31 protein-coding genes are annotated in these 26,317 nt (G+C 69.6%); 14 read left to right on the plus strand and 17 right to left on the minus strand.

Going from position 1 to position 26,317, the window contains the following annotated elements:
- The first annotated feature begins 87 nt into the window (after nt 1-87).
- From OG2516_RS07915 to OG2516_RS07940, 6 genes are all read left to right on the plus strand, one after another.
- On the plus strand, nt 88-441 hold the full coding sequence (locus OG2516_RS07915; RefSeq protein ID WP_007255122.1) for a hypothetical protein: 354 nt from the start codon (nt 88-90) through the stop codon (nt 439-441).
- Nucleotides 438-2,036, plus strand: coding sequence for an ABC transporter ATP-binding protein (locus OG2516_RS07920; protein ID WP_007255123.1), 1,599 nt, complete (start codon nt 438-440; stop codon nt 2,034-2,036). The genes OG2516_RS07915 and OG2516_RS07920 overlap by 4 nt, the downstream gene beginning before the upstream one ends.
- Nucleotide 2,037: 1 nt before the next feature.
- Complete coding sequence (locus tag OG2516_RS07925; protein WP_007255124.1) at nt 2,038-3,168, plus strand: ABC transporter permease; 1,131 nt, start codon at nt 2,038-2,040, stop codon at nt 3,166-3,168.
- 44 nt (nt 3,169-3,212) lie between these two features.
- On the plus strand, nt 3,213-4,178 hold the full coding sequence (locus OG2516_RS07930) for an ABC transporter permease (RefSeq protein WP_007255125.1): 966 nt from the start codon (nt 3,213-3,215) through the stop codon (nt 4,176-4,178).
- 163 nt (nt 4,179-4,341) lie between these two features.
- On the plus strand, nt 4,342-5,259 hold the full coding sequence (locus OG2516_RS07935) for a sulfite exporter TauE/SafE family protein (RefSeq protein ID WP_007255126.1): 918 nt from the start codon (nt 4,342-4,344) through the stop codon (nt 5,257-5,259).
- Entirely contained in the window at nt 5,256-6,011 is a 756-nt protein-coding gene (locus tag OG2516_RS07940; RefSeq protein ID WP_007255127.1) for a TIGR02186 family protein, read from the plus strand. The genes OG2516_RS07935 and OG2516_RS07940 overlap by 4 nt, the downstream gene beginning before the upstream one ends.
- A 3-nt stretch (nt 6,012-6,014) precedes the next feature.
- Here OG2516_RS07940 and OG2516_RS07945 read toward each other — a convergent pair whose 3' ends face one another.
- The 5 genes from OG2516_RS07945 to OG2516_RS07960 all read right to left on the minus strand — a co-directional run bounded on the left by OG2516_RS07945 (nt 6,015) and on the right by OG2516_RS07960 (nt 10,775).
- Nucleotides 6,015-6,743, minus strand: a complete 729-nt coding sequence (locus OG2516_RS07945; RefSeq protein ID WP_007255128.1) for an SDR family oxidoreductase — start codon at nt 6,741-6,743, stop codon at nt 6,015-6,017.
- A complete protein-coding gene (locus tag OG2516_RS07950) occupies nt 6,740-8,269 on the minus strand; it encodes an ATP-dependent DNA helicase (protein ID WP_007255129.1) in 1,530 nt (509 codons plus the stop codon). Before OG2516_RS07950 ends, OG2516_RS07945 begins: the two co-directional genes overlap by 4 nt.
- Before the next feature lie 52 nt (nt 8,270-8,321).
- Nucleotides 8,322-9,089 (minus strand): helix-turn-helix transcriptional regulator, encoded by a 768-nt coding sequence (locus OG2516_RS07955; RefSeq protein ID WP_050769123.1) that lies wholly within the window; start codon nt 9,087-9,089, stop codon nt 8,322-8,324.
- The gene (locus tag OG2516_RS20410; RefSeq protein WP_192808363.1) at nt 9,034-9,255 is read right to left on the minus strand and encodes a hypothetical protein; all 222 of its coding nucleotides are present in this window, start codon (nt 9,253-9,255) and stop codon (nt 9,034-9,036) included. Before OG2516_RS20410 ends, OG2516_RS07955 begins: the two co-directional genes overlap by 56 nt.
- A 161-nt stretch (nt 9,256-9,416) precedes the next feature.
- Entirely contained in the window at nt 9,417-10,775 is a 1,359-nt protein-coding gene (locus OG2516_RS07960) for a 1-acyl-sn-glycerol-3-phosphate acyltransferase (RefSeq protein ID WP_040615022.1), read from the minus strand.
- Nucleotides 10,776-11,062: 287 nt separating this feature from the next.
- On the opposite strand from OG2516_RS07960, the gene OG2516_RS07965 reads away from it, so the two are divergent.
- Together OG2516_RS07965 and deoD are read left to right on the plus strand one after the other, a co-directional pair.
- Nucleotides 11,063-11,383 carry an H-NS histone family protein gene (locus OG2516_RS07965; RefSeq protein WP_040615023.1) on the plus strand — a complete coding sequence of 107 codons (321 nt, stop codon included), beginning with the start codon at nt 11,063-11,065 and terminating at the stop codon, nt 11,381-11,383.
- Nucleotides 11,383-12,087: a purine-nucleoside phosphorylase gene (deoD, locus tag OG2516_RS07970; protein ID WP_007255133.1), complete on the plus strand. Its 705-nt coding sequence runs from the start codon at nt 11,383-11,385 to the stop codon at nt 12,085-12,087. Before OG2516_RS07965 ends, deoD begins: the two co-directional genes overlap by 1 nt.
- Nucleotides 12,088-12,092: 5 nt before the next feature.
- On the opposite strand, the gene OG2516_RS07975 is transcribed toward deoD, so the two are convergent.
- From OG2516_RS07975 to OG2516_RS08020, 10 genes are all read right to left on the minus strand, one after another.
- Nucleotides 12,093-12,938 carry an urea carboxylase-associated family protein gene (locus OG2516_RS07975; protein WP_007255134.1) on the minus strand — a complete coding sequence of 282 codons (846 nt, stop codon included), beginning with the start codon at nt 12,936-12,938 and terminating at the stop codon, nt 12,093-12,095.
- 10 nt (nt 12,939-12,948) lie between these two features.
- The gene (locus tag OG2516_RS07980) at nt 12,949-13,731 is read right to left on the minus strand and encodes a succinate dehydrogenase iron-sulfur subunit (protein ID WP_007255135.1); all 783 of its coding nucleotides are present in this window, start codon (nt 13,729-13,731) and stop codon (nt 12,949-12,951) included.
- Between the two features lie 30 nt (nt 13,732-13,761).
- Nucleotides 13,762-14,100 (minus strand): hypothetical protein, encoded by a 339-nt coding sequence (locus OG2516_RS07985; protein ID WP_007255136.1) that lies wholly within the window; start codon nt 14,098-14,100, stop codon nt 13,762-13,764.
- Between the two features lie 14 nt (nt 14,101-14,114).
- A complete protein-coding gene (locus tag OG2516_RS07990; protein ID WP_007255137.1) occupies nt 14,115-14,408 on the minus strand; it encodes a hypothetical protein in 294 nt (97 codons plus the stop codon).
- The gene (sdhA, locus tag OG2516_RS07995) at nt 14,408-16,213 is read right to left on the minus strand and encodes a succinate dehydrogenase flavoprotein subunit (protein ID WP_007255138.1); all 1,806 of its coding nucleotides are present in this window, start codon (nt 16,211-16,213) and stop codon (nt 14,408-14,410) included. Before sdhA ends, OG2516_RS07990 begins: the two co-directional genes overlap by 1 nt.
- 21 nt (nt 16,214-16,234) lie before the next feature.
- Nucleotides 16,235-16,606: a succinate dehydrogenase, hydrophobic membrane anchor protein gene (locus tag OG2516_RS08000; RefSeq protein WP_007255139.1), complete on the minus strand. Its 372-nt coding sequence runs from the start codon at nt 16,604-16,606 to the stop codon at nt 16,235-16,237.
- Between the two features lie 11 nt (nt 16,607-16,617).
- Nucleotides 16,618-17,001, minus strand: a complete 384-nt coding sequence (gene sdhC, locus OG2516_RS08005) for a succinate dehydrogenase, cytochrome b556 subunit (RefSeq protein ID WP_007255140.1) — start codon at nt 16,999-17,001, stop codon at nt 16,618-16,620.
- A gap of 151 nt (nt 17,002-17,152) precedes the next feature.
- Entirely contained in the window at nt 17,153-17,359 is a 207-nt protein-coding gene (locus OG2516_RS08010; protein ID WP_007255141.1) for a DUF1737 domain-containing protein, read from the minus strand.
- Nucleotides 17,356-17,904: an NnrU family protein gene (locus OG2516_RS08015; RefSeq protein ID WP_007255142.1), complete on the minus strand. Its 549-nt coding sequence runs from the start codon at nt 17,902-17,904 to the stop codon at nt 17,356-17,358. Before OG2516_RS08015 ends, OG2516_RS08010 begins: the two co-directional genes overlap by 4 nt.
- Complete coding sequence (locus OG2516_RS08020) at nt 17,901-18,749, minus strand: HpcH/HpaI aldolase/citrate lyase family protein (protein ID WP_007255143.1); 849 nt, start codon at nt 18,747-18,749, stop codon at nt 17,901-17,903. The genes OG2516_RS08015 and OG2516_RS08020 overlap by 4 nt, the downstream gene beginning before the upstream one ends.
- 147 nt (nt 18,750-18,896) lie before the next feature.
- On the opposite strand from OG2516_RS08020, the gene OG2516_RS08025 reads away from it, so the two are divergent.
- Together OG2516_RS08025 and OG2516_RS18945 are read left to right on the plus strand one after the other, a co-directional pair.
- Nucleotides 18,897-19,211 (plus strand): hypothetical protein, encoded by a 315-nt coding sequence (locus OG2516_RS08025; protein ID WP_007255144.1) that lies wholly within the window; start codon nt 18,897-18,899, stop codon nt 19,209-19,211.
- Nucleotides 19,212-19,304: 93 nt separating this feature from the next.
- The gene (locus tag OG2516_RS18945) at nt 19,305-19,784 is read left to right on the plus strand and encodes a PRC-barrel domain-containing protein (RefSeq protein ID WP_007255145.1); all 480 of its coding nucleotides are present in this window, start codon (nt 19,305-19,307) and stop codon (nt 19,782-19,784) included.
- A gap of 4 nt (nt 19,785-19,788) precedes the next feature.
- Here the strand turns inward: OG2516_RS18945 and OG2516_RS08035 are convergent, their stop codons facing one another.
- A complete protein-coding gene (locus OG2516_RS08035; protein ID WP_007255146.1) occupies nt 19,789-20,541 on the minus strand; it encodes a sulfite exporter TauE/SafE family protein in 753 nt (250 codons plus the stop codon).
- A gap of 150 nt (nt 20,542-20,691) precedes the next feature.
- Here OG2516_RS08035 and mdh point away from each other — a divergent pair, with 150 nt between their 5' ends.
- Nucleotides 20,692-21,654 carry a malate dehydrogenase gene (gene mdh, locus OG2516_RS08040; protein WP_007255147.1) on the plus strand — a complete coding sequence of 321 codons (963 nt, stop codon included), beginning with the start codon at nt 20,692-20,694 and terminating at the stop codon, nt 21,652-21,654.
- 88 nt (nt 21,655-21,742) lie between these two features.
- Nucleotides 21,743-22,945, plus strand: a complete 1,203-nt coding sequence (locus OG2516_RS08045) for a hypothetical protein (RefSeq protein WP_007255148.1) — start codon at nt 21,743-21,745, stop codon at nt 22,943-22,945.
- On the opposite strand, the gene OG2516_RS08050 is transcribed toward OG2516_RS08045, so the two are convergent.
- Nucleotides 22,942-23,922 (minus strand): glycosyltransferase family 2 protein, encoded by a 981-nt coding sequence (locus OG2516_RS08050; protein ID WP_007255149.1) that lies wholly within the window; start codon nt 23,920-23,922, stop codon nt 22,942-22,944. The two genes, OG2516_RS08045 and OG2516_RS08050, sit on opposite strands and share 4 nt — an antisense overlap.
- A 230-nt stretch (nt 23,923-24,152) precedes the next feature.
- On the opposite strand from OG2516_RS08050, the gene sucC reads away from it, so the two are divergent.
- A complete protein-coding gene (gene sucC, locus OG2516_RS08055) occupies nt 24,153-25,346 on the plus strand; it encodes an ADP-forming succinate--CoA ligase subunit beta (RefSeq protein ID WP_007255150.1) in 1,194 nt (397 codons plus the stop codon).
- A 5-nt stretch (nt 25,347-25,351) separates the two neighbouring features.
- Entirely contained in the window at nt 25,352-26,296 is a 945-nt protein-coding gene (locus OG2516_RS08060; protein WP_007255151.1) for a hypothetical protein, read from the plus strand.
- The last annotated feature ends 21 nt before the right edge of the window (nt 26,297-26,317 follow it).

Consider the following 26,317-nt stretch of genomic DNA (forward strand, 5'->3'; position numbering starts at 1 on the left):
CGTCGACAGGTCTTCAGGCCAACAACCGGGCCGCGCCATCACCGTTGGCGCGGCCCTTTTGCCAGATGCAGCAGTGAGGACGATCCGATGCGCGAGGCTCTCGACACCTTCTTCTCCGCCTGGGGCGAGACCGACGCCGACCGCCGCCGCGAGCTGATCTCCGGCGTCCTCGCGCCCGCCTTCTCCTACTGCGACCCGCGCACGCCCGGCCGCATCACCACCGCCGACGCGCTGCTCGACTATGTCGGCGCGTTCTCCGCCAACGCGCCGGGCTGGACCGCCAGCGTCGTGCGCGCAGACGGGCACCACGGCTACACCCGCGCGCTCGTCGCCTTCGGCGACGGCGAGATGGCGCAGCACGGCACCTATTTCGGCGAGGCGGACGAGTCCGGCAACATCGTCCTCCTCACGGGCTTCGTCGGCACGGGAGTGGCCGAATGAGCACCGCACCCGCGATCGAACTGAAGGGGATCTCCAAGGCTTTCGGGCCCGTGCAGGCCAACAAGGACATCTCGATCCGTGTCATGCCGGGGACCATCCACGGCATCATCGGCGAGAACGGCGCCGGCAAATCCACCCTCATGTCGATCCTCTACGGCTTCTACAAAGCCGATTCAGGTGAAATCTTCATTAACGGCAAGAAGACGGACATTCCCGACAGCCAGGCCGCGATCAACGCCGGCATCGGCATGGTCTTCCAACATTTCAAGCTGGTCCAGAATTTCACCGTCCTCGAGAACGTGGTGCTCGGCGCCGAGGATTCCGCCCTGCTCGGGCCCTCGCTGGCGCGCGCGCGCGGAGAGCTCAAGCGGCTCGCGGCCGAGTACGAGCTCAGCGTCGACCCCGACGCCCTCATCGACGACATCGGCGTCGGGATGCAGCAGCGCGTCGAGATCCTCAAGGCGCTCTACCGCCAGGCCGACATCCTGATCCTCGACGAGCCCACCGGCGTGCTCACGCCGGCCGAGGCGGATCACCTGTTCCGCATCCTCGAGAACCTGCGCGCCGAGGGGAAGACGATCATCCTGATCACCCACAAGCTGCGCGAGATCATCGAGATCACGGATACGGTATCGGTCATGCGCCGCGGCGAAATGACCGCGACTGTCAAGACCGCCGAGACTTCGCCGCCCGAGCTCGCCGAGCTGATGGTCGGCCGCAAGGTATTGCTGCGCGTGAAGAAAACGCCGGCGCAGCCCGGCGAGAAGATCGTCGAGGTGCGCGATCTGAACGTGGTGGACGACAAGGGCGTGCACCGGGTCAAGGGGGTCAGCTTCGACATCCGCGCCGGCGAGATCCTGGGCATCGCGGGCGTCGCGGGCAACGGCCAGTCGGAGCTGCTCGAGGTGCTCGGCGGCTACGAGAAGGCCACCGGCAGCATCCGGATGCGCGGCGAGGAAATCGACCTCACCGGCTCCCGCTCCGACGGCCAGTCCCGGCGGCGCCGCGGCATCGCGCACGTGCCCGAGGATCGCCAGCGCGAGGGCCTCATCATGGACTTCCATGCCTGGGAGAACGTCGCCTTCGGCTATCACGCCGACCCGGCCTACCAATCGGGCATGTTCATGAACAACGCCGCGATCCGCGAGGCGACGGCGGAGAAGATGAAACGCTTCGACGTTCGCCCGCCCGATCCGAACCTGTCGGCCAAGAGCTTCTCGGGCGGCAACCAGCAGAAGATCGTCCTCGCGCGCGAGATCGAGCGCAATCCCGACCTGCTGCTCGTCGGCCAGCCCACGCGCGGCGTGGACATCGGCGCCATCGAGTTCATCCACCAGCGCATCGTCGAGCTGCGCGACGAGGGGAAGGCGATCCTGCTCGTCTCCGTCGAGCTCGACGAGATTCTCGGCCTCGCCGACCGGATCGCGGTGATGTTCGACGGGCAGATCATGGGCGAGCGGCTGCCGGGCGAGACCGACGAGAAGGAGCTGGGCCTGCTGATGGCGGGGATCACCGATACCGAGCGCGAACATTCGCTTGCCGAGGTCGAGGCGCAGCTGGCGCACACGTCGGGCAGAGCCGGCAAGGAGGCCTGAGATGGAACGCATGCCGAAATGGGCGGACGTCGTCCTGATCCCGCTGATCTCGCTGCTGCTGGCGGCGATCCTGTCGGCGCTCGTGATCCTCGCGATCGGCGAGAGCCCGGTGGAAGCGCTCAAGCTGATGGTCTCGGGCGCGCTCGGCTCGACCTACGGCTGGGGCTACACGCTCTACTACGCCACCAACTTCATCTTTACCGGCCTCTGTGTCGCCATCGCCTTCCACGCGCGGATGTTCAACATCGGCGGCGAGGGGCAGGCCCTGCTTGGCGGTCTGGGCGTCGCCATCGTGCTGCTCTACATCCCGTGGCCGCACTGGACCATCGCGCTCATCGCCGCGATCGTCGCCGCCGGTGCCTTCGGCGCGGCCTGGGCGGCGATCCCGGCCTACCTCCAGGCCAAGCGCGGCAGCCACATCGTCATCACGACGATCATGTTCAACTTCATCGCGGCCGCGCTGCTCAACTGGGCGCTCGTCGGGCCCCTCAAGGCACCGGGCCAGGAGCCGGCGACGTCGTCCTTTCCCGAGGCGACGCACCTGCCGACGCTTGGCGACGTCTTCGGCGTCTTCGGCATCGAGTGGTCGCACGCGGCGCCGGCCAACGTCTCCTTCTTCATAGCGATCCTCGCCTGCTTCGCCCTCTGGGCGCTGATCTGGCGCACCCGTCTCGGCTACGAGATCCGCGCCTTCGGCCATTCGGAACCCGCCGCGCGCTACGCGGGGATCTCCCCGACGCGCATCATCATGATCGCCATGCTGATCTCGGGCGCACTTGCCGGCTGCATGGCGATCAACAACGTCCAGGGCGAGGCCGAGCGGCTGGTGCTCAATGCCGCCGAGGGCGCGGGCTTCATCGGCATCGCCGTCGCGCTCATGGGCCGCAGCCATCCCTTCGGCGTGTTCCTCGCGGCGGTGCTCTTCGGCTTCCTCTACCAGGGCGGCGCGGAGCTGGCGCTCTGGATGAATATCCAGCGGGAGCTGATCGTCGTCATCCAGGCGCTGGTGATCCTCTTCACCGGGGCGCTCGACAACATGATCCGGATGCCGCTCGAGAAGCTGTTCGTCGCCGCCGGCCGCCAGCCACCGGCCCCAGATCGCAAGTCGACGAGCGCGGAGGGGGCGCAATGACCCGGTCCTTCCTGCCCACCAGCGCCGTCGCGAGGAGCTGACCCATGGATTTCATCACGATCGTCCAGATCCTCGATTCCACCATCCGCCTCGCCGTTCCGCTGCTGCTGGCGTGCCTCGCCGGGCTGTTCTCCGAGCGGGCGGGCATCTTCGACATCGGCCTCGAGGGCAAGATGCTCGCCGCGGCCTTCATGTCCGGCGCCGTCGCCTACACGACGGGGCAGGTCTGGATCGGGCTGCTCGCCGGGATCGGCGCGTCTCTGCTGCTGTCAGGTATCCATGGCCTCGCCTCCATCACGTTCCGCGGCAATCAGCTCATCTCCGGGGTCGCCATCAATTTCCTCGCCGCCGGCCTGTCCGTCGTCATCGCGCAGGACTGGTTCGGCCAGGGCGGCCGGACGCCGAACATCTCCGGCGACGCACGCTTCAACGGAATCACCCTGCCGGGGGCGGACGCCATCGAGAGCACCCCCTTTATCGGGCCGATCTATGAAGAATTGCTTAGCGGCCACACGATCATCGTCTATATCGCCTTCCTGACCGTCCCGCTGACATGGTGGATCCTGTTCAAGACGCGCTTCGGCCTGCGCCTGCGGGCGGTCGGCGAGAACCCGGCGGCCGTCGACACGGCCGGCGTCTCGGTCGTCGGCCTGCGCTACGCCGCCGTGGGCATCTGCGGCATCCTGACCGGGCTCGCGGGCGCCTATCTCGCCACGGCGCTGCAGGCCGGCTTCGTGAAGGACATGACGGCCGGGCGGGGCTTCATTGCGCTGGCGGCGCTGATCTTCGCCAAGTGGCGGCCCTGGTACGCGCTGTCGGCATGCCTGCTGTTCGGCTTCCTGCAGGCGGTCGCGCTGCGTTTCCAGAACATCGACCTCGGCCTCGTCGAACTGCCGGTGCAGTTCATGGACGCCCTGCCCTACATCCTCACGGTCATCATCCTCGCCGGCTTCGTCGGCAAGGCGATCCCGCCGCGGGCCGGGGGGCAGCCGTACGTGAAGGAGCGCTGAAAAAAGCGCCGGCGCCCGTGCCGGCCTTAACTTCATGTCAGGACTTTCAGGTCATGTTGCTTCTGCGCCGGCGCCGGATCGGGCGGCCACAGTAGAGGAGAGACCGATGTTGCAGCAATGACGGCCCGTTGCAGCCCGCCGCGCCGCGGGGCAACGTAGCGGAATGCAGATCTACCTGCCTATCGCCGAGGTTTCGGTCAACGCCTTCCTGCTGCTCGGCATCGGCGGGATCGTGGGCATCCTGTCCGGCCTGTTCGGCGTCGGCGGCGGCTTTCTCATCACCCCGATGCTGTTCTTCGTCGGCATCCCGCCCGCCGTCGCCGTCGCCACCTCGGCCAACCAGATCGTTGCGGCCTCGGTCTCGGCGGTGCTCGCCCACTTCCGACGCCGCACCGTCGATCTGAAGATGGGAACGGTGCTGCTGGCGGGAGGCCTCGTCGGCTCGGCGCTGGGCGTGCTGCTGTTCAACTACCTGCGCGGGCTGGGCCAGATCGACCTGTTCGTGAGCCTCTGCTACGTGATCTTCCTCGGGATCGTGGGCGGGCTGATGTTCATGGAGAGCCTCTCCGCCCTGCGCCGCGCGAGCCGCCCCGGCACGGTGCCGAGACGGCGGCGGCACGGGCTCGCGCACAGCCTGCCGCTCAAGGTGCGCTTCCGCGTCAGCGGGCTCTACATCTCGGTCATCCCCCCGATCCTCATCGGGCTCTCCGTCGGCGTGCTCTCGGCGATCATGGGCGTCGGCGGCGGCTTCATCATGGTGCCGGCGATGATCTACCTCCTCCACATGCCGACGAAGGTCGTCGTCGGCACCTCGCTGTTCCAGATCATCTTCGTCACCGCCTTCACCACCCTGCTCCACGCCACCACGAACCACACCGTCGACATGGCGCTCGCGGTGATCCTCATCCTCGGCGGCGTCGTCGGCGCGCAGCTCGGCTCGCGGATCGGAGCCCGGATGCGGGCGGAACAGCTCCGCATCCTGCTCGCCGGGCTGGTCCTCGCGGTCTGTTTCAAGCTCGGGCTCGACCTCGTCCTGACGCCGCGCGAGGTCTACTCGCTCGATCCGGAGGGCATCGGATGATCCGGCTGCTGCTGGCGCTCCTGCTCCTCGCTCCCGCCGCGCGCGCCGAGACGGTCGTCCTCGGGCTCAGCCAGAACGAGGTCGCCATCACCGCGACGTTCGACGGCTCCGAGATCCTGATCTTCGGCGCCGTCCGGCGGGAGAGCCCCGTTCCCGACGGCGCCGCGCTGGAGGTGGTCATCACCGTCGCCGGCCCGTCGGAGCGGCTCGTGGTGCGCCGCAAGGACCGGGTGGCGGGCATCTGGATGAACACCGAGGGAATGGTGATCGACGCGGCCCCCTCCTTCTACGCGGTCGCCACCACCGGGCCGCTGCGCGAGGTGGTGACCTGGACGGAAGACCTGCGCCACTCGATCTCGATTCCCCGCGCGATCCGCGCCGTGGGCGATATCGAGGGCATCTCCGACCCGCGCAGCTTCCGCGAAGCGCTGATCCGCATCCGCGCGGCCGCGGGCGACTACCAGGTGCTCGAGGAGACCATCGACCTCGAGGAGGACACGCTGTTCTCCACCTCGATCTCGCTGCCGGCGAACCTCACCGAAGGCAACTACGCCACGCGCATCTTCCTCACGCGCGAGGGCGAGGTGGTGGACAGCTACGAGGCGGTCATCGCGGTGCAGAAGGTGGGGCTCGAGCGCTGGCTCCACGCGCTCAGCCAGGAGCAGCCGTTCGTCTACGGGCTGTTGTCGCTCGTCATCGCGATCAGCGCCGGCTGGGGGGCCTCGGCCGCCTTCCGCGCGCTTCAGAGCTGAGCCTCAGCCGCGCCCGATGAGCGGTGCCTTGGTGGCCATGATCGTCTGCCACAGCACGTTGGCCGACAGCGGCAGCTCCGCCATCGCGACCACCGCCTCGGCGACGTGCGCGACGTCCATTGTCGGCTCCGGCTCCACCCCCGCGGCGCGCGCCTTCTCCTTGAGGTGGCCGACCATCTCCGTCTCGGCGTTGCCGATGTCGATCTGCCCGGCGGCGATGTCGAACGGCCGGCCGTCGAGCACGAGGCTCTTGGTCAGCCCCGTCACGCCGTGCTTCGCCGCGGTGTAGGTGACCGAGCCGGCGCGCGGCCGGTCGGCGCTGATCGAGCCGTTGTTGATGATGCGCCCGCCGCGGGGCGTCTGGTGGCGCATGATCCCGAAGGCGGCGCGCGCGCACAGGAACATCCCGGTCAGGTTGACCGACAGCGACAGCATCCAGTTCTCGACGGTGACCTCGTCAATCGGCGCGGCGGGCGTGAAGATGCCGGCGTTGTTGAACAGCAGGTCGAGCCGCCCCTCGGCGGCCGCGAACTCGCCGAACGCGGCGGCGACGGCAGTCGGCTCGGTGACGTCGCAGGGCAGGACCATCGCGGCGCGGCCGCGGGCGATCTCGGCCAGCGCCTCGCGGCGGCGCGCGATCAGGCCGACGCGCCAGCCGTTGTCGAGCAATCCCTCGGCGACGGCGCGGCCGATGCCGCTGCTCGCGCCGGTGACGATGGCGGTCCTGGTCATGCGTCTCCTCCCGTGAGCTCGAGCGGCGCGGCGGGCCTGGCGGCGAGATCGGCCGTGCCCAGCGGCTCGGAGGGGCGGCCGAGCCGGTTGCGGATGACCCAGCGCAGCTCGCGCTCGGCCCGCGTGACGGCGACGTAGGCGAGGCGCTTCCAGAGCGGCTGGCCCGCCTCGATCCGCCCCATGCGCGAGGCGGCGTAGATGTCGGGGCCGAAGACCTGCACCGTGTCCCATTGCGAGCCCTGCGCCTTGTGGATCGTCACGGCGGCGCCGTGAAGGAACGTCGCCCCCATGGAGGCGGCGAAGGGGATGAACGGCTCCTCCTCGCCTTCCTTCTCGATCTTGACGATGCTCGCCGCCGAGACCTGCGGCTCCTCCGCGCCCACCACGTGCAGCCGCGAGAAGCCGGGCCGCCGGCCGGGGCCGAGATAGACCACCTGCGCCCCCTTGATCAGCCCGCGGGCCTCGAGGTCGAGCCGCTTCTTGCGATGCTTCAGCGGCAGCTCGATGCCGTCGCAGATCAGCGGCTCGCCCTCGAGCAGCTCGTCGACGGCCGCGCCGTAGGCGGCGCGGAAGGCGTGGATCAGGCGGATGCGCGTCGCGTTGCGCCAGACGAGGACGGGCGAGCGGGCCATCAGGTCGGCCTCCACCCGCGGCGCCCAGACGACGCGCTCGTCGCGGCCCGCGGCCTCCTCGATCATCCGCTCGAAGGCGTAGAAGTCGACGGCCGGATCGGCGAGCGCGTGGGCGAGGTCGAGGATCGGATTGTCCTCGGCCTGCCGGTGGATGCGGTGCAGTTCGAGCACGCGCTTCTCGGGCAGGCTCTCGAAGACCATCCCGCCGCTCGATTGCACGGGCGGCAGCTGCGCCGGGTCGCCGAACAGCAGCAGGGTCGGGAAGATCTCCTTGAGGTCCTCGAACTGCTTCTCGTCGAGCATGGAGCTTTCGTCGACGAAGCCGATATCGAGCGGCTCCTCGCGCCGCTTCCAGCCGGTGATGAAGTCCGATCCGCGCAGGCCCGCCGCCGCGAGCGCGGCCGGGACGGAGGCGTGGGACTGGTAGGAGGCGTGGGCGCGGTCGAGCGCGACGTCGGTGAGCCCCTCGATCGCCGGCCGCTCGCCATTGCCGGCCAGCCATTCGGCCACCTTCTCGAATTCCGGATCGTAGACCGGCGTGTAGAGGATGCGGTGGATCGTCGTGGCGGGCACGCCCCGCGTGCGCAAAACGCTCGCCGCCTTGTTCGTCGGCGCGAGGATCGCGAGCGTGCGCCGGTCCTTGCGCTTGCGGCCCTCCCAGTCTCCCGAGACGATGTCGACGCCGAGCGCGCGCATCGACTTGTAGAGTTCGGCGAGCAGCATCGTCTTGCCCGAGCCGGCCTTGCCGATGACCGCGAGCACGTTCTCCGCGCCGTCGCGGGGCGGTGTGAGGGTCTCGTCGGCGAGCGAGACGCCGGAAACCGCCAGCGCGTCGGAGATCGTGTCCCAGGCGACAGCCTGGTCGTCGGAGAATTGCAGGGCGGGCAGCGTCATGGCCGGCAGACTATCCCTGCCCTCGGGCGGGGGCCAGCGCCGATCGGCGCGGCTAACGCGGCGGTGCGGCGGCCGCGCCGCGCGTGCCGGGGCCCGCCGGCGCGGCCCCGACGACGATCAGCCCCTCCATCGCCGCCCGCGCGACGGCGTGGGTGGTGTTGGCGGCGCCGAGCTTGAAGCGGGCGCTCTCGATATAGGCCCGCAGCGTATGCTCCGAGATCGACAGGACATCCGCCACCCGGCCGCGGCCGTAGCCTTGCGCGAGGTACGTCAGCGCCTCGATCTCGCGCGGCGACAGGCTCCGCGACGGCGCGGGCAGCGTGGGGCCGGCGAGCTCCAGCGCCTTGCGGTTGAGATAGTGACCGACGAGGATCAGGTCGGGCTGGCGCGCGGCGGTGAATTCGGCCCAGGCCGCGTCACTGGTGGTATCGGTGACGGAGAACAGCGCGAATTGGCCATTGGGCCCCCGAAGCGGAATGGAGAAGCCCTGGCTGCCGACGCCGTGATCGAGCGCGTCGCGGCGATAGGCGCGCGCTGCCTTGCCCGACCAGTCGAGCTCTTTCCAGTCGACCGGATCGAACCGGCGAAAGCCGTCGATGACGACCGGATCGATACGGCGATAGCACCGCCGATCGTATCGCCGCCGCCAATGCTTCGAATAGGTGCCACAACGATATTCTTCCCCTTCCGCCCGAAGCCAATGGTAAACGCAATGCCGAACGCGAAGCCGGTCGCGCATATGGCGCGTTAGCCGCTGCAGGTCTTCAAGCCGATCTGCCTCCTGCAAGCTTGCCAGAATGCCGTGCAATGTCTCTGCCATCCCCGTACACCATGCGTGAAGCCTCCGACTTCCCCGGCCGCGCGCCGATTTCGGCCGCGGCAATTGACGAGGTCAATTCGAGCTGCTTCGAGAGCTCGCCCAGGTCATTTTCATCCGCGAAGGCTTTCAGATCGGCCAGGACGTCGAGAATCCACTTGTTGTTCACCGCTACACTCTCCGGCAGAAGTTAACGAAACATTACCAACCTAAGGTAGCACCGGCGGGCAAGCGCCTCCATTGGCCCTTTCGTCTCCGCCAGAAATGGGGAGGCATCGGCCGGCAAGTGTCTGGAATCGACCGCCAGCCATCGGCGGCGGAAACGGCGCGTTAACGAATGCGCAGGGCCGGTACATCCTCGAAATGGTGGCGGATCGAGTTGGCGTAGAAGGTCAGCACCGGCTCTGCGCTCGCGCTCGCCGCGTCGGCCTCGTCGACGAGCCCGCGGATGCGCAGCCGCGACAGGCCCCGCTCCACCACCTCCGCCGCGCTGCCCGCCGCACGAGGCACGCCGGCCTCGTCCAGCACCGCCAGGTCGGCCGCGACCGCCTCGGCCAGGTCCGCGCCATGCGCGCCCCCGAGGAGCGCGCGCGAGACGAGCGGCACCGGGGGCGCGGGCATGCCGGCCGCAATGCGCCGCATCAGCTCGCGCCCGAGGTCGGCCACGTCCTCGCCCCGCGCCACCACCTCCGACAGCGCCAGCGGCGCGCCGAAGCTCACCCCGGCCTGGCCGAACTTCTTGAAGCGGCGGCTCAGGCGCTGGCCGAAATGCCGCCCCACCGTCCGCACGATCGCCAGCGGCGACACCCCGAACCGGCGCTCGCCGCGCTGCGCGGCGCGGATCAGCACGCGGTCTTCCATCACGCGATCGTAGTTAAGCGCGACCGGCACGAAGACCACTTCGCGCCCGTCCGGATCGTAATCGTCGAGCAGGTAGCTCAGCAGCCCGAGCTTGGGCAGCGCCAGCCGCCCGTCGAGGCTCAGCCCGCCCTCCGGGAACAGCGCCTGCGTCACGCCGCCTTGCGTCGCCATCTGGATGTAGCGGGCCAGCACCTTGCGATACAGGGCATTGCGTGTCCGGCGGCGGATGAAGAACGCGCCCATCATTCGGATCATCGCCGACAGCGGCCAGACCCGCGCCCACTCGCCGACCGCGTAGGACAGCGGCGTCGCGCCGCTGACGAGGTAGGTGACGAGCACGTAGTCCATGTTGGAGCGATGGTTAATGACGAAGACCACCGTCGCGTCCGGATCGACCCCCTCGAGCGCGTCGCGGCCATAGCGGCCGATGCGCACGTTGTAGAGCGAGTTCGCCAGCCAGCGCGCGAGGCGGATACCGATCGAGAAGTAGGCGACGGCGGAGAAGCTCGGGACGATCTCGCGTGCGTAGCGCCGCGCCTGCTCGAACGCGACGTTCTCCGGCACGCCCTGCGCGGTGGCGTGCTCGACGATCGCCTGGCTCACCTCCGGGTCGTAGATCAGCCGCTGGATCATGTCGTGCCGCCGCGCCAGCTTGAACGGCTGGATCGGGCGCACCAGCCTTGTATTGAGCCGCGCGACCAGCCGCTCGGCGCGCTTGCGGAAAAACCAGCGCACGGACGGAAACAGGAAGTGAGACGCGAAAGTGACGGCCGCGAACAACAGGATCAGCAGAAAGAGCCACAGCGGCAATGTCACGTCGCTTGTCATGGCGGGCAAAATCGCAGGAGTGCCGGGCGGTGTAAATGGACGATCTGGGACTACCGAAACGTCCACGATATGGATCGCCACCGTATCAAAATGGCACAGGCGGAATGTCTGACTTTCCCCGAATAGCGCTCATTCCGCCCCTATTGCGCGAGAAAGGAATTGCCGAGCCGAAGGAGGCACGGTATCGTGCAATACCGGCGTTAAGATGGGCGCCTCCCGCGCGGCACTTTACAACTCTTGGGAATTGCGCCGCTCCGGAATGCAACTGAATTAGGATAATGGACCCTATGACTGACCTGTCAGACATGACGCGGAAAGACCTCGAAGCTCTCAAGCGCGACATCGATCGTCAGCTCGAGAAGCTCGCCAAGGACGAGCGCAAGCTCGCGCTCGAGGCGGCCGAGAAAGCGGCGCGGGAGCACGGGTATTCCCTCTCCGAATTGACCGCGGCCGGTGGTGCGAAGAAGGGCAAGTCCGGTTCGGTCAATCCGCCCAAATACCGCAATCCCGACAATCCCGACCAGACCTGGACGGGCAAGGGCCGCCGCCCCGACTGGATCAAGGCTGCCGAGGCCAAGGGCGTCGATATCTCCACGATGCAGATCTGATGACGATCCATATCGGCGCCAAGCCCGGCCAGATCGCGGAAACGGTTCTGATGCCGGGCGATCCCTACCGCGCCCGGTGGGCGGCGGAGACATTTCTCGACGCGCCCGAACTGGTCAATGAAGTCCGCGGAATGCTGGGATATACCGGGACGTGGCGCGGCAATCGCGTCACGATCCAGGGGTCCGGCATGGGCATGCCGTCGCTGTCGATCTACGCCAACGAGCTGATCCGCGATTACGGCGCCCAGACGCTGATCCGCATCGGCTCGTGCGGCGGGATGCAGGAGAAGGTGAAGGTGCGCGACATCGTCATCGCGATGAGCGCGAGCAGCATCTCCACCCCCTCGCTCGGCATCTTCAAGGAGTTCAACTTCGCCCCCTGCGCCGACTGGTCGCTGCTGAGCGCTGCCCACGCGGCCGCCCAGACGCGCGATGTCGGGGTCCATGTCGGCGGCATCTACTCGGCGGACGTGTTCTACGACGAGCGCCCCGACCTCAACGAGCAGATGACCCGGCACGGCATCCTCGGGGTCGAGATGGAAGCGGCGGAGCTCTACAACCTCGCCGCCCGCCACGGCCGGCGCGCGCTGGCGATCCTGACCGTGTCCGACCACCTGATTACCGGCGAGGCCCTGCCCTCGGAGCAGCGCGAGCGCTCGTTCGGGGACATGGTCGAGATCGCGCTCGAGGCGGCCTTCGCCTGAGCCGCCTAGCGGCCGTGCGAGCCGCCATAGGGGTTGCGTTCGGGCGGCTGCCAGCCCCCGAGCGCACCCTCCTCCGGGGCCCAGACCTCCATCAGCAACGGATGACACTGCGCCACGTCGCTGGTGTGCTCGGCGGCACAGTCGCCGCCCGGGCAGGCGCTCAGCACGGCGCGCAGGTCGATCTCCGCGAACAGCGTCAGGTGGTCTCCCGGCCGCACCGGGCTCGCCTTCATGAAGTACCGCCCTTCGGCGTCGAAGCCGGTGCACATGAAGACGTTGAGCACGTCGTGCACGTGCGCCTCCGCCGCCTCCAGCGACAGCCCGGCATCGTCGGCAAGCGCGCGGGTGAGGTTGGAATGGCAGCAATGGTGGTAGTCGCCGCGCCCGAGCAGGCGGCCGGTATAGGGGTCGCAGCGGGTGCCGATGACGTCGTGCACGCGCCCGCCGAAGGCATCGGTGCCGTACCAGCCGAGGCTGTCCTCCACGATCGTCGCCATCGGCCGCAGGTGCGGCAGGCACGACCAGAGCCTGTCGCCGAGGCCGACATGGGTGCCGTGGAGCGCGCGGGTCTTGCCGGAGTAGAAGCGCTCGGAGAGGTCGTCGCGGTGGAACAGGTTGAGGTCGCCCACCTGCGGCCCCTCGACGGACACGATGCGCAGGAACTGCCCCGCCTCGAGGCTTACCGCCGCCGCGTCGCGCGGGGCGACGCGCACCTCGTCCACCTTGCGCGCGCCCGCGAGCGCCGTGCCGTAGAGCGCCAGCGGCGGCGGCGGCAGGCTGTCGGCGGGGTAGACGAGCACCGGCGCCACCGCCCGGCGGGCGGCGGCATCGGCGGGGGCGTCGTCGCTCACGGCGCGGCCCTCAAACGGCGCGCTCGACCATCAGCTTCTTGATGTGCTGGATCGCCCGCGCCGGATTGAGCCCCTTGGGGCAGGTCTTGGCGCAGTTCATGATCGTGTGGCAGCGATAGAGCTTGAACGGGTCCTCGAGCTGGTCGAGCCGCTCGCCCGTCGCCTCGTCGCGGCTGTCGACGATCCAGCGATAGGCGTTGAGCAGCGCCGCCGGGCCGAGGAACTTGTCGCCGTTCCACCAGTAGGAGGGGCACGCCGTGGAGCAGGAGGCGCACATGACGCACTCATAGAGGCCGTCGAGCTTCTTGCGGTCCTCGATGGACTGCTTCCACTCCTTCGCCGGCCGGTTCGTCTTGGTCTCGAGCCAGGGCATGATCGCGGCGTGCTGGGCGTAGAAGTGGGTCAGGTCGGGGATCAGGTCCTTCACCACCGGCATGTGCGGCAGCGGGTAGATCTTGATCTCGTCGCCGCCGATCTCGTCCATGCCGTAGATGCAGGCCAGCGTGTTGATCCCGTCGATGTTCATCGCGCAGGAGCCGCAGATGCCTTCCCGGCAGGAGCGCCGGAAGGTCAGGGTCGGGTCGATCTCGGTCTTGATCTTGATCAGCGCGTCGAGAACCATCGGCCCGCAGCTGTCCATGTCCACCCAGTAGGTGTCGAGCCGCGGGTTCTTCCCGTCATCGGGATTCCAGCGGTAGATCGTGACCTTGCGCAGGTTGGTCGCCCCCTCGGGCTTGGGCCAGGTCTTGCCGACCGTGATCCGGCTGTTCTTGGGGAGGGTGAATTCGACCATGAGTGTATCCCGTTAAGGCTGGCGCGGCGCTCAGACGTTGGCCGCGGTCGCGCAGGCGACGGTTTCTGGACGGGCCAGGATGTCGGCGATCAGCAGCACGACATCGGGGTTCGGATCGGAGGGCACGGCGCCGGCGATGGTGACGAGCTCGGCGGTGGCGGCGTTGGTCATCACGCACTCGGCCACGGCGGAGCCGAGCGCGCCGGGCACCTGCTCGCTCACCACGGCGGCGACGACGGGGCGTGCCTCGGACGGGTCCGGCGGCGCCGTTACCGTGACGGTACGCGGCGCGAGGTCGTCGCCGGGCGCGGGGGCCGCGCAGGCGGCGAGCAGGACGAGGGGGGCGAGCGGAACGAGGCGGGACAGCATGGATGGCACTCCTGTCATTGGCGCAGCCGCGGCGGACGCACCGGCGGCTGTCCCGTCAGATCGTAGACGCAGCTGTCGTAGACTTCCAAGGGATCGCGGCCGCGCAGGTAGTCGGAGGTGACGCCGATCCGGGCCGACGCGAAGCCCCCGGTGCGCGAGTTCGCGCCGATGGTGACGCCGCCCGTCGGCCCCTGTGCCGCCGCCGCCCGCTCCTCGCAGACCTGGGCCGCGCGCAGCGGCGAGGGCGGACTGCACCCCGTCAGCACGGCCGCCGCCAGACCGGCGCAGAGGACCCCGGCGCGCCGCATCAGTAGACGCGCGCCTTCGGCGCGATCTTCTTGAGGTCGATCCCGCCCTCGTCCTCGGCCGTCAGCGGATCGAGGTGCACGGGCCGGTAGTCGAGCGTGACCTTCGCCCCGTCGACCCGGGCCAGCGAGTGCTTGCGCCAGGTCTCGTCGTCGCGGTCCGGGTAGTCCTCGTGGGCGTGCGCCCCGCGGCTCTCCTTGCGCGCCTCGGCGGCGACGACGGTGGCGAGCGCGTTGGGCATCAGGTTGGCGAGTTCGAGCGTCTCCATCAGGTCGGAGTTCCAGACGAGGCTGCGGTCGGTCACCTTCACGTCGTCGAGCTTGCCGGCGATCTTCTCCATCTTGTCGACGCCCTCGGCGAGGGTCTTGTCGGTGCGGAACACCGCCGCGTCGGACTGCATCGCGCGCTGCATCTCGAGGCGCAGCTCGGCGGTGGGGGTGCCGCCATCGGCGTGGCGGAAGCCATCGAAGCGCTCGAACGCGGCGTCGATGGCGGCCCTGGGCGGCGGGGCGACACTGATGTGGGGGTCGACGACCTTGCCCGCCCGGATCGCGGCGGCGCGGCCGAAGACCACCAGGTCGATCAGCGAGTTGGAGCCCAGCCGATTGGCCCCGTGCACCGAGGCACAGCCCGCTTCGCCCACCGCCATCAGGCCCGGCGCGATGGCGTCGGGATCGTCGGCGGTCGGGTTCAGCACCTCGCCCCAGTAATTGGTCGGGATGCCGCCCATGTTGTAGTGCACCGTCGGCAGCACCGGGATCGGCTCCTTGGTGAGATCGACGCCGGCGAAGATGCGGGCGCTCTCGGAGATGCCGGGCAGCCGCTCGGCCAGGGTCTCGGGCGGCAGGTGGTTGAGGTGCAGGTGGATGTGGTCGCCGTCGGGCCCGACGCCGCGGCCCTCGCGGATCTCGAGCGTCATGCAGCGGCTTACCACGTCGCGGCTGGCGAGGTCCTTGTAGGTGGGGGCGTAACGCTCCATGAAGCGCTCGCCCTCGGAATTGGTCAGGTAGCCGCCCTCGCCGCGGGCGCCCTCGGTGATCAGGCAGCCCGAGCCGTAGATGCCGGTCGGGTGGAACTGCACGAACTCCATGTCCTGCAGCGGCAGCCCGGCACGCGCGATCATGCCGCCGCCGTCACCGGTGCAGGTATGGGCGGAGGTGGCCGAGAAGTAGGCGCGGCCGTAGCCGCCGGTCGCGAGCACCACCATCTTGGCGGCGAAGACGTGCATGGTGCCGTCGTCGAGCTTCCACGCCAGCACGCCTCGGCACTGGCCGTCCTCGCTCATCAGCAGATCAATGGCGAAGTACTCGATGTAGAACTCGGCCTGCTCCTTGAGGCTCTGGCCGTAGAGCGTGTGCAGGATCGCGTGACCGGTGCGGTCGGCGGCGGCGCAGGTGCGCTGCACCGGCGGGCCCTCGCCGAACTCGGTGGTGTGGCCGCCGAAGGGGCGCTGGTAGATCTTGCCCTCCTCGGTGCGGCTGAAGGGCACGCCGTAATGCTCGAGCTCGTAGACCGCCTTGGGCGCCTCGCGGGCGAGGTATTCCATCGCGTCGGTGTCGCCGAGCCAGTCGGAGCCCTTCACGGTGTCGTACATGTGCCACTGCCAGTTGTCGGGGCCCATGTTGGACAGCGACGCGGCGATGCCGCCCTGGGCGGCGACGGTGTGGGAGCGGGTCGGAAACACCTTGGTGATGCAGGCGGTGCGCAGTCCCTGCTCGGCCATCCCCAGCGTCGCGCGGAGCCCGGCGCCGCCGGCGCCCACCACCACGACGTCGTATTCGTGAGTCTCGTATTCGTATGCGGCCATGCGGACGGCTCTCCTGACGGATTAGAGGGCGAGGCGGGCGATGGCGAAGACGCCCGCGGCGAGCGCGGCGTAGCTCAGGCAGGCCGTGCCGACGATCAGCGCCTTGCGGGTCAGCCCGCGGGTGTAGTCGTCGATCAGGATCTGCACGCCGCCGCGGAAATGGAGCAGCCCCACCGCGATGGTGAGCAGCGCGACGATGGCCGGGAACGGCCGGTGGTAGTAGACCACCGCCTCCTCGTAGCCCATGCCCAGCGCGCCGCCGAAGGTGAAGATGAACAGCACCACGAGGACGACCAGCGCCGCCGACGACAGCGACATCTGCCAGTGCTTCTCGGTGCCGCGCTTGGCCGAGCCGAGGCCCGAGGCGCGCTTGCGGTCGGTGATGTAGGGCATGGTCGGCTCCCTCAGACGGCGATGGCGGTGAAGATGGTGAGCAGCACCGAGGCGATCATCGCGGCGGTCGCGTAGGTCTCGGAGGAGGAGACGTCGAGCATGTAGCCCTGGTCCCAGATCAGGTGCCGCACGCCCGCGAACAGGTGGTACCACACGGCGAGCACACTCAGGAACATCACGAGATCGCCGAACCACGAGGTGATGAAGCCGTTGGCGCGGGCGTAGGCCTCGGGGCCGGTGGCGAGGGCGACGAACCACCAGACGATCATCAGCGCCGCGACGATCAGCGCGTTGCCGGTGATGCGGGTGAGGATCGAGCTGATCGCCGGCAGCGACCAGCGCCAGACGGTCAGGTGGGGGCTGAGGGGCCGGTTGCCCCGGTTGACGTCGGCCATGGTCGATCCCTTCGTCTTTGCACCAGAGGGTTTAGCGTGCCTACAGGCTATGTCACGCCGCGAAGGCCGCGGACAAGGTGCAATATGTGCGCAATTCCGCTGAAAACGGCAAACGTGATCACGGCCGGAAGGGCTGTGATCACAGTTAGTGCTATTGCTGCCCCAGCTTCATCGACGGCTCGTAGGGCGCGTCGATCTCCTTCGTCACCGCCTGCCCGCAGCGCATCACGCCGTTGGCCTGGTCGTAGGCGTATTGCGGGTCGCCGTAGAGCTCCCACCCCTTCGCGAGCGCCTCGCTCACCCTGTGGCAGAAGGCCGACGTGTCGTCGGCCGAGAGGAAACGGTAGATCTTGCTCATCCGAACGGCCTCGGTCCTATCCATCCATGTATCAGCGCCACCACGACGAACAGCACGAGCGCCGCGACCGCCGAGGTGATCTCCTTGCGCACCGGCAACGGGTGCGCGGGCCGCGTCCACGGCCCCTCGATGCGGTTCAGCGTCACGATCTCCGCCACCGCCCAGGCCAGCAGGCCGCCGAACAGCACGAGGCTCTCGGTGTCGCCGTTCACCAGCAGGTGCGCGCCGGCCCAGAGGCCGAAGGCGGTCAGCTGCGGGTGGCGCAGGTGGCGGGTGATCCAGGTCTTCGCGCCGGAGGCGGCGAAGAGGTAGAAGGCGAGCAGCACCAGCAGGTTGTTGATGCCGGTCAGCGCCGGGGTGCGGCTCCAGTAGACGGTGCCGTCGGCCATCCGGTAGCCGATCACCATCAACACGATGCTCACCACCAGCGCCAGCGCCACCGCGCCCTTGCCGCGCTCGCCCATCCGCGCCCGTGCCCGTGGCGCGAGGCGCTTGAAGAAGTGCGCCGCCCACCACAGGGCCACGCCCAGAACCAGCCAGATCATCGCTCCATCCCCTCGCGCGCGCGGATCGCCTCCGCCCGGCGCAGCCTGTCCCGCGCGGCGGCGACGTGCAAGTTCTCCACGATCCGCCCGTCGACCACCGCCACCCCCTGCCCGCGCGCCAGCGCCGCCTCGTGCGCGGCGATCTGGCGGCGCGCGAGGTCGCACTCCGCCTCCGTCGGCGCGAAGGCCGCGTTGGCCGCGGCGATCTGCCCGGGGTGGATCACGGTCTTGCCGTCGAAGCCGAGCCGCCGCCCCTCGGCGCACTCCGCCGCCAGCCCCTCGGCATCGTCGAGCGCGGTGAACACCCCATCGAGCGCCAGGATGCCCGCGGCGCGCGCGGCGAGCAGGCCCGTCTGCAGCGCCACCGCCAGCTCCGCCCGCCCCGCCCCCGGCGCGGCGCCGAGGTCGTGGGCGAGGTCGTTCGTCCCCATCACCAGCCCCGCCACGGCCGGATGCGCGGCGATCTCCGCGGCGGCGAGCACACCGGCCGGCGTCTCGATCATCGCCCAGAGCGCCCGCCCCGGCAGCAGCGCCGCCGCCGCCTCGACGTCGCCGCCCGAGGCGACCTTGGGCAGCAGCACCCCCGCGACCTCCAGCCCCGCGACCGCCGCCGCGTCGGCCCGGCCCCATTCCGTCGCCAGCGCGTTGATCCGCACCAGCCGCAGCTTGCCCGCGCCCGCGACAATCCCCGCCGCCAGCGCGTCGCGCGCCGCGCCCTTGTGCCCGGGTGCGACGGCGTCCTCGAGGTCGTAGATGATCCCGTCGCAGGGCAGCGTGCCCGCCTTCGCCATCGCCCGCGCGTTGGCGGCGGGCACGTAGAGGACGGAGCGGCAGAGCGGGGTCATGGGCGGGTCCGGTGGCTGTCGGGCCCGGCGACGATGGCCACATGCGGCGGGAAGTTTCAACCGCGCGCACCGTTAACCGGTTCTTCGGCAAGATCGCTCATCCTGCCCCTCGAGACGCCTCATGTCCCGCCAGGAAAGGTGACCGCCATGACCAACACGCCCCTGCCGCTCTGCCTCGGCGCCGCCGCGCTGATCCTCGCCGCCGCACCAGCTCCCGCCCAGCAGAGCGCCTGCGCCGATCACGAGACCGTTGTCAGCCGCCTCGCCGAGCGCTACGGCGAGAGCCGCCGCGCCATCGGGCTCGCCGCCAACAACATGGTGCTCGAGATCTTCGCCTCGGCCGAGACGGGCACCTGGACGATCACCGCCACCCGCCCCGGCGGCCCCACCTGCCTCGTCGCCTCCGGCGAGGCGTTCCAGGCCCTCGCCGACCCCCTCCCCGCCGACGACGCCCCCGCCTGACGATCCGGCGGCCGGCATCGCGCCATGAAACCCTCTTTCGCCCGCACGGGTTGTCCGCCCATGCGGCGCCCGTCCGCGACAGGAGTGTTCCCGATGTCCCGCCTTCCCACCGCCGCCCTCGCCTTCGCCCTCGCCCTCGCCGCCAGCACCGCCCCGGCGCAGGACAGCGATACCGCCAGCACCGGCATCGGCACCGAAGAGTTCGGCCCCCGCGCAATGCTCGCCAGCGAGCTGCTCGGCCAGCGGCTCTTCGCCACCCGGTCCGAACTGCCCACCGACGGCGACACGATCAGCATCGCCAACACCGACTGGTCGGACATCGGCGAGATCAACGACCTGATCCTCGCCGAGGACGGCATCCCGCTCGCCGCGCTCGTCGGCGTCGGCGGGTTCCTCGGCATCGGCGAGAAGGAGGTCGCGATCGGGATGAGCAACATCACGATGATCCACGGCGAGGACGGCCAGCGCTTCTTGGTCATCGACGCCACCGAGGACGAGCTGCGCGCCGCGCCGGCGTTCGAGGGGCTGCGGAGTGCCGCGGAGGAAGCCTCGGGCGAGGCCGCGTCGGACTGACGGCTCAGCCCAGCCCGACCCAGATCAGCCGCACTCCCGTCACCACCAGCAGAACGTAGGTCAGCCCGAAGAACACCCGCTCCGACACCCAGTGATGCGCCCGCACGCCGAGCCACGTCCCCGCCAGCGCCACCGGCGCGAGGAGCAGCGCGGCGAGGAGGGTGTCGGCGGTGAAGATGCCGATCATCGCGTAGGGAATCACCTTCATCAGGTTCACCGCCCAGAAGATGATGACCGTCGTCGCCTGGAAGGTCGTCTTGCCGAGCGACTGGCTGAGCAGGAACACCGCCGCCGGCGGCCCGCCGGCGTGGCTGACGAAGCTGGTGAACCCCACGAACGTGCCCGTCAGCCCGGCGAGCGGCCAGGAAAACGGCATCTTGCCGATCCGCAGCCAGCCCCGCTCGCGGGCGATCTGGTAGCCCACGAACAGCAGGCACATCAGCCCGATCAGCACCCGGAACAGGTCGGCCGGCACGACGAGGTAGAGCCACGCGCCGAGCGCCACGCCGGGGATCGCGCCGAGGATGATGCCGAGCGCCGAGGGCCGGTGCCACTGGCCGCGGTAGGCGCGCAGGGCGGCGACGTCGACCAGCATCAGCAGCGGCAGCATCATGCCCAGCGCCAGCCCCGGCGGCATCGCCAGCGCCAGAATCGCCGCCGCCGCGAAGGCCGCGCCCGAGCCGAAGCCGGCCTTGGAGACGGCCGCGAAGAGCACCGCCGGGACGGCCAGCGCGAAGAAGACGAGATCGAAACTCATGGTGATCTTTTTTCAATGACTTGCGCGGAGTGTTAGCGCCCGAACCGGCCAAGCGCCAGCGCGCGGCCCGGCGCAGCGGCCTTGCACGGCTTGCGGCGAGCGAATAACCCCTCGCCGAAGAAGAGTGGAACAGTAGGGACACGTACCACCATGGCCAGACCCAAGATCGCGCTCATCGGCGCCGGACAGATCGGCGGCACCCTCGCGCATCTCGCCGTCCTCAAGGAGCTGGGGGACGTCGTCCTCTTCGACATCGCCGAGGGCACGCCCCAGGGCAAGGCGCTCGACATCGCAGAGAGCGGCCCGGCCGAGCGGTTCGACGCCAAGCTCAAGGGCACCAACGACTATGCCGACATCGCCGGCGCCGACGTCTGCATCGTCACCGCCGGGGTGCCGCGCAAGCCCGGCATGAGCCGCGACGACCTGCTCGGCATCAACCTCAAGGTGATGAAGGCCGTGGGCGAGGGCATCAAGGCCAACGCGCCCGACGCCTTTGTCATCTGCATCACCAACCCGCTCGACGCGATGGTCTGGGCGCTGCGCGAATTCTCGGGCCTGCCCCACGAGAAGGTCTGCGGCATGGCCGGCGTGCTCGATTCGGCCCGCTTCCGCCACTTCCTCGCCGAGGAGTTCGACGTTTCGATGAAGGACGTCACCGCCTTCGTCCTCGGCGGCCACGGCGACACGATGGTCCCGCTCACCCGCTACTCCACCGTCGCCGGCATCCCGCTGCCCGACCTGGTCGAGATGGGCTGGACCTCGAAGGAGAAGCTCGACGCCATCGTGCAGCGCACCCGCGACGGCGGCGCCGAGATCGTCGGCCTGCTCAAGACCGGCTCCGCCTTCTACGCTCCCGCCTCCTCCGCCATCGAGATGGCCGAGGCGTTCCTCAAGGACCAGAAGCGCGTCCTGCCCTGCGCGGCCTACGTCGACGGCGCCTACGGGCTCGACGGCTTCTACGTGGGCGTGCCCACGGTGATCGGCGCCGGCGGCGTCGAGCGGGTCGTCGAAATCAAGATGAACAAGGACGAGCAGGCGATGTTCGACAAGTCCGTCGACGCCGTGAAGGGCCTGGTCGAGGCCTGCAAGGGCATCGACAGCTCGCTCTCCTGAGCCGAAAATCGGCCCGGCCCGGAATTTCCGCTACGGAAAGCCGGGCCGGCCGCGCTAGGCTGGGCCATCGCCACAGATGAGCCCGCCCATGCGCCACACGATCCTCCCCCGCCTCGTCGCCCTCGCCCTCGCCCTCGCCCTGCCCGCGCCCGCCGCCGCGCAGGACATCTCCGCCGCGCTCGCCGCCGACGGCCTCGCCGCGACGGAGACCCGACTCGCCGCCCTGACCGAGCCGAGCCCCGAGGAGCGCTTCGCCCTCGGCGGCGTCCGCCTGCTGCGCTCGGTCGAGCGCGCGCTGCAGCTGCGCTACCGCCACGGCCTGTCGCCCGAGCTCGCGCTGGTCCCGGTGCTGCGCCTGCCGATCCCGCCCAATCCCGCGCCCGAACCGTTTCGCCCCGAGGCGGTGGAGGAGATGTTCACCGCCATCGACGCCGACCTCGCCGCCGCCATCGAGACGCTCGCCCCCATCGGCGACGACACCGAGCTCGGCCTCGTCATCGACCTCGCCGACATCTGGTTCGACATCGACGCCAACGGCAGCCGCGGCTGGGGCGAGGGCCTGGCCGACGTCACGTTCTTCTACCTCGGCTTCGGCGATGCCACCGCCATCACCCCGCCCAGCGTCCGCTTCGACACCGCCGACGCCGCGTGGCTCGCGGCCTACGCCCACCTCCTGAGCGCCGTCTCCAACATCGTCCTCGCCCTGTCGCCGACCGACGCCATCACCGAGGTGACGGAGGCCACCGCCGGCTTCGCCGCGATCAACGCCGAGACCGGCGAGGTCGCGGTCTGGGACGAGCAGGTCGGCACCGCCGTCGACCTCGTCGCGATCCTGCTCTCGGCGATCGAGCAGCAGCCAGACCCGGCCCACAGCCGCGCCGCGCTCGCTCATCTCGAGGCGATGATCGGCCACAACCGCACCTTCTGGACCCGCGTCGCGCAGGAGCGCGACAACGACCGCGAATGGATCCCCAACAAGACGCAGGTCTCCGCGATGGGCCTGCCGTTTCCGCCCGAGACCGGCCCGGCGTGGCTGTCGGTGCTGGACGAAGGCGAGCGCGCGCTGAAGGGCGAGCTGCTGATCCCCTACTGGCGCCTCGGCCCCGGCGCCGGCCTCAACCTGCGCCGGATCCTCACCGATCCGCCCGAGATCGACATCATCGCCCTGATTCAGGGCAGCGCGCTGCTGCCCTACGTCGAGCGCGGCCCGCTGATGCGCGGCAGCTCCCTCGCCCGCTTCCGCACGCTCGGCGGCGGCGACGCGGCGCTCTACGCGGTGGTGCTGAACTAGCGCCCGGCGAAGTCGCGGTCGAACGCGGCGGGGGTGAAGGCGCCGGCGCCGAAATCGGGCCAGAGCCGGGCGACGGCGGCGCGCGGATCGAGCTCCTGCTCGATCAGCACCCCCGCCGCCCGCATCTCGGCGAGCTGCGCCGCGTCGGCGCGCAGCAGCCGGTCGTGGAGCGCGACGGCCTCGGCGAGCGGCTTGTCCTTGGCGAATTCGATCTGGCGCAGCCGGCCCTGGTGACGGCGGCGGGTCTTCGTCTTGGCCGCGGCGGCGGGCGCCATGACCCGCTTCCGCTGCAACTTCGTCGCCCAGCTGGCCGGGGTCAGCCCGTCGAAATGGTGCAGCCCGACGCGCGGCAGGCTCTTGACCCGCGCCCGGGCGATCTCCTTGCCGGCCTCGTCCTGCGCGGAGTGGATGTGGAGCCGCAGCCCGCTGCCCCGGCGCACCATGCTCTTCCACGTCGCGTAGCCCGCCATGCCGCGGTTCATGTAGTCGGCGACGTCGCCGTAGAGCGCGGCGACCTTGTCGGCGTCCTGCGCCGGCTTGCGGAAGATGCCCTCGAAGATGTGAGTTCCACCGTCGCCGGGGCGGTAGATGCGCTCGCGCACCGGCAGCCGCACCGCGTCGATCTCGGGCCCCATCAGCTCCAGCATCTCGCCCAGCAGAGCGCCGTTGCCGACGAACTCGTCGGCGTCGCAATGCAGCACCCAGTCGGCCTGCGCCTGCGCGAGCAGCCGGTTGGCGTTGCGCACCTGGCGATAGGTGTGCGGCCGCCGCGCGGCGGGGTGCAGCCTGCGCTCGAACCAGCCGTACTCGCGCACGTCGACCTGCGCCTGCCCGGCCATCATCGCCTTGAGCTCGGGGGCGGGCTTGTCGCAGAACAGGGTGATCCGCGCCGCCCCCTCCGCGAGGTGGTGCGCCACGAACGCGGCGACGAGCGACGCCGGCTCGTTGACCGTCGCGACGATTTCCCAGCTGGCCATGCGCGCTCCCTCTTGCTGGCCCGATCTATCTCCGCCGGCACGGGACATTCAAGCGCTCCGCCGGGAGCTGGTCGGTAGATGTTGGCGATAACACGACTAAATTTGTGATCACACGTTTCCGGAGCGTTATCACATTTGTCGCTTTTTCCGCCTATCCGCCCGATTGACCCTTAAAAGCATGGCCGCGCTGTGCTTGAAGAGACCAAACGCAGCCAGCTCGAGGAGCCGCCATGAACATCCACGAATATCAGGCAAAAGCGTTGCTACGCTCTTACGGCGCCCCGGTCAGCGACGGCCGCGCGGTCTTCCGCGCCGAAGAGGCGAAGTCGGCGGCGGGCGAGCTCGACGGCCCGCTCTGGGTGGTCAAGGCGCAGATCCACGCCGGCGGCCGCGGCAAGGGCTCCTTTCAGGAGGCCGACGCGGGCGACAAGGGCGGCGTCCGGCTGGCCAAGTCGGTCGAGGAAGCCGCCGAGGAGGCCAAGCGCATGCTCGGCCGCACGCTGGTGACCCACCAGACCGGCCCGGCGGGCAAGCAGGTCAACCGCGTCTACATCGAGGACGGCTCCGACATCGAGCGCGAGCTCTACCTCGCCCTCCTCGTCGACCGGCAGACCAGCCGCGTCTCCTTCGTCGCCTCCACCGAGGGCGGGATGGACATCGAGGAGGTCGCCGCCTCCACGCCCGAGAAGATTCTGTCCTTCTCCGTCGATCCGGCCACCGGCTACCAGCCGTTCCACGGCCGTCGCATCGGCTTCGCCCTCGGGCTCGAGGGCGCGGCGCTCAAGCAGTGCGTGAAGCTGATGGGCACGCTCTACAAGATGTTCGTCGAGCGCGACATGGAGATGCTCGAGATCAACCCGCTGATCGTCACCGACAAGGGCGACCTCAAGTGCCTCGACGCCAAGATCGGCTTCGACGGAAACGCGCTCTACCGCCAGCCCGACATCCTGTCGCTGCGCGACGAGACCGAGGAAGACGCCAAGGAGCTCGCCGCCTCCAAGTACGACCTCAACTACATCGCGCTCGACGGCGAGATCGGCTGCATGGTCAACGGTGCCGGCCTCGCGATGGCGACGATGGACATCATCAAGCTCTACGGCGCCGAGCCGGCCAACTTCCTCGACGTGGGCGGCGGCGCGACCAAGGAGAAGGTGACCGAGGCGTTCAAGATCATCACCTCCGATCCGCAGGTGAAGGGCATCCTCGTCAACATCTTCGGCGGCATCATGCGCTGCGACGTGATCGCCGAGGGCGTCATCGCCGCGGTCAAGGAGGTCGGGCTCGAAGTGCCGCTCGTGGTCCGGCTCGAGGGCACCAACGTCGAGAAGGGCAAGGAGATCATCGCCCAGTCCGGCCTCAACGTCATCGCCGCCGACGACCTCAAGGACGGCGCCGAGAAGATCGTCAAGGCGGTCAAGGGCTGAGCGAGATGCGGGCCGTCGCCCATATCGGGATGCCCAAGACCGGATCGAGCACGATCCAGGGCTTCCTCGCCGAGCACGGCGCGCACCTGCGCGCCCACGGCCTGCATTACGCCAATTACAGCCCCCGGCAGGATCAGGCCGAGTTCCTGCTGGCCACCCACCAGCGGCTCGGCCGCCCGATCCGCAACCCGGCGATGCGCCACGCGCTCGGCGCCGGCACGCCCGAGAAGCAGGCGGCGCGGGTCGCCGAGTTCGAGCGCGCGCTCGACGCCGACCTCGCCCGCCTCGCGCCCGGCACCCGCTACCTCGTCTCGTGCGAGATGATCGGCTGGCCCTACCGGCGCGAGGGCTTCATGCGAACCTTCCACGAGTGGATGACCCAGCGCTTCGACGAGGTGGATTACGTCATCTACCTGCGCCCGCAGGACAGCTGGATGCTGAGCGAGTACAGCCAGCTGCTGCGCAACGGCGGCACCAAGTCGATGGAGGAGTTCCTCCGCACCGTCACCCCGCCCGACTACCACGCGCTGATCCGCCGCTGGGAGGGGATCGCCGGCACCGACCGTGTCGACGTCCGCCTGCTCGATCCGGCGCGGCTCAAGGCGGGCGATCTGGTGGCCGACTTCTGCGACGCGCTCGCCATCCCCGCGCCCGAGGGCACGGGGGCGGCGCGGCGCAACGAGAAGCTCTCCGCCGTCGCCGCCGCGCGGACCCTGCGCATCAACCGCGCGCTCCGGCGCGTCCAGGGCAGCCGCGCCGGGCACGCCGTGGCGGAGGGGCTGCGCCGCCTGTCCGCCTCCGCCGCCGCCCGGAGCGCGCCGCCGCTCAGCTTCCGCCCCGAGCAGTCCGCCCGGATCCGCGAGGTCACCGCCCGGTCCAACGACCGGCTGCGCGCCGCCCGCTTCCCCGAGCTCGACTGCCTATTCCCCACCATGCGGCCCGCCCCGTGAGGCCGCAGCCGACACCCGCCC

Source organism: Oceanicola granulosus HTCC2516 (genome assembly GCF_000153305.1).
Classification (GTDB): domain Bacteria; phylum Pseudomonadota; class Alphaproteobacteria; order Rhodobacterales; family Rhodobacteraceae; genus Oceanicola; species Oceanicola granulosus.

Excerpts from the sequence above, each read along its gene's own strand:
- OG2516_RS07915 (WP_007255122.1), top strand. The coding sequence starts at position 88 with ATGCGCGAGGCTCTCGACACCTTCTTCTCCGCCTGGGGCGAGACCGAC.
- OG2516_RS07920 (WP_007255123.1), top strand. The coding sequence starts at position 438 with ATGAGCACCGCACCCGCGATCGAACTGAAGGGGATCTCCAAGGCTTTC.
- OG2516_RS07925 (WP_007255124.1), top strand. The coding sequence starts at position 2,038 with ATGGAACGCATGCCGAAATGGGCGGACGTCGTCCTGATCCCGCTGATC.
- OG2516_RS07930 (WP_007255125.1), top strand. The coding sequence starts at position 3,213 with ATGGATTTCATCACGATCGTCCAGATCCTCGATTCCACCATCCGCCTC.
- OG2516_RS07935 (WP_007255126.1), top strand. The coding sequence starts at position 4,342 with ATGCAGATCTACCTGCCTATCGCCGAGGTTTCGGTCAACGCCTTCCTG.
- OG2516_RS07940 (WP_007255127.1), top strand. The coding sequence starts at position 5,256 with ATGATCCGGCTGCTGCTGGCGCTCCTGCTCCTCGCTCCCGCCGCGCGC.
- OG2516_RS07945 (WP_007255128.1), bottom strand. The coding sequence starts at position 6,743 with ATGACCAGGACCGCCATCGTCACCGGCGCGAGCAGCGGCATCGGCCGC.
- OG2516_RS07950 (WP_007255129.1), bottom strand. The coding sequence starts at position 8,269 with ATGACGCTGCCCGCCCTGCAATTCTCCGACGACCAGGCTGTCGCCTGG.
- OG2516_RS07955 (WP_050769123.1), bottom strand. The coding sequence starts at position 9,089 with ATGGCAGAGACATTGCACGGCATTCTGGCAAGCTTGCAGGAGGCAGAT.
- OG2516_RS07960 (WP_040615022.1), bottom strand. The coding sequence starts at position 10,775 with ATGACAAGCGACGTGACATTGCCGCTGTGGCTCTTTCTGCTGATCCTG.
- OG2516_RS07965 (WP_040615023.1), top strand. The coding sequence starts at position 11,063 with ATGACTGACCTGTCAGACATGACGCGGAAAGACCTCGAAGCTCTCAAG.
- deoD (WP_007255133.1), top strand. The coding sequence starts at position 11,383 with ATGACGATCCATATCGGCGCCAAGCCCGGCCAGATCGCGGAAACGGTT.
- OG2516_RS07980 (WP_007255135.1), bottom strand. The coding sequence starts at position 13,731 with ATGGTCGAATTCACCCTCCCCAAGAACAGCCGGATCACGGTCGGCAAG.
- OG2516_RS07985 (WP_007255136.1), bottom strand. The coding sequence starts at position 14,100 with ATGCTGTCCCGCCTCGTTCCGCTCGCCCCCCTCGTCCTGCTCGCCGCC.
- OG2516_RS07990 (WP_007255137.1), bottom strand. The coding sequence starts at position 14,408 with ATGCGGCGCGCCGGGGTCCTCTGCGCCGGTCTGGCGGCGGCCGTGCTG.
- sdhA (WP_007255138.1), bottom strand. The coding sequence starts at position 16,213 with ATGGCCGCATACGAATACGAGACTCACGAATACGACGTCGTGGTGGTG.
- OG2516_RS08000 (WP_007255139.1), bottom strand. The coding sequence starts at position 16,606 with ATGCCCTACATCACCGACCGCAAGCGCGCCTCGGGCCTCGGCTCGGCC.
- sdhC (WP_007255140.1), bottom strand. The coding sequence starts at position 17,001 with ATGGCCGACGTCAACCGGGGCAACCGGCCCCTCAGCCCCCACCTGACC.
- OG2516_RS08010 (WP_007255141.1), bottom strand. The coding sequence starts at position 17,359 with ATGAGCAAGATCTACCGTTTCCTCTCGGCCGACGACACGTCGGCCTTC.
- OG2516_RS08015 (WP_007255142.1), bottom strand. The coding sequence starts at position 17,904 with ATGATCTGGCTGGTTCTGGGCGTGGCCCTGTGGTGGGCGGCGCACTTC.
- OG2516_RS08020 (WP_007255143.1), bottom strand. The coding sequence starts at position 18,749 with ATGACCCCGCTCTGCCGCTCCGTCCTCTACGTGCCCGCCGCCAACGCG.
- OG2516_RS08025 (WP_007255144.1), top strand. The coding sequence starts at position 18,897 with ATGACCAACACGCCCCTGCCGCTCTGCCTCGGCGCCGCCGCGCTGATC.
- OG2516_RS18945 (WP_007255145.1), top strand. The coding sequence starts at position 19,305 with ATGTCCCGCCTTCCCACCGCCGCCCTCGCCTTCGCCCTCGCCCTCGCC.
- OG2516_RS08035 (WP_007255146.1), bottom strand. The coding sequence starts at position 20,541 with ATGAGTTTCGATCTCGTCTTCTTCGCGCTGGCCGTCCCGGCGGTGCTC.
- mdh (WP_007255147.1), top strand. The coding sequence starts at position 20,692 with ATGGCCAGACCCAAGATCGCGCTCATCGGCGCCGGACAGATCGGCGGC.
- OG2516_RS08045 (WP_007255148.1), top strand. The coding sequence starts at position 21,743 with ATGCGCCACACGATCCTCCCCCGCCTCGTCGCCCTCGCCCTCGCCCTC.
- OG2516_RS08050 (WP_007255149.1), bottom strand. The coding sequence starts at position 23,922 with ATGGCCAGCTGGGAAATCGTCGCGACGGTCAACGAGCCGGCGTCGCTC.
- sucC (WP_007255150.1), top strand. The coding sequence starts at position 24,153 with ATGAACATCCACGAATATCAGGCAAAAGCGTTGCTACGCTCTTACGGC.
- OG2516_RS08060 (WP_007255151.1), top strand. The coding sequence starts at position 25,352 with ATGCGGGCCGTCGCCCATATCGGGATGCCCAAGACCGGATCGAGCACG.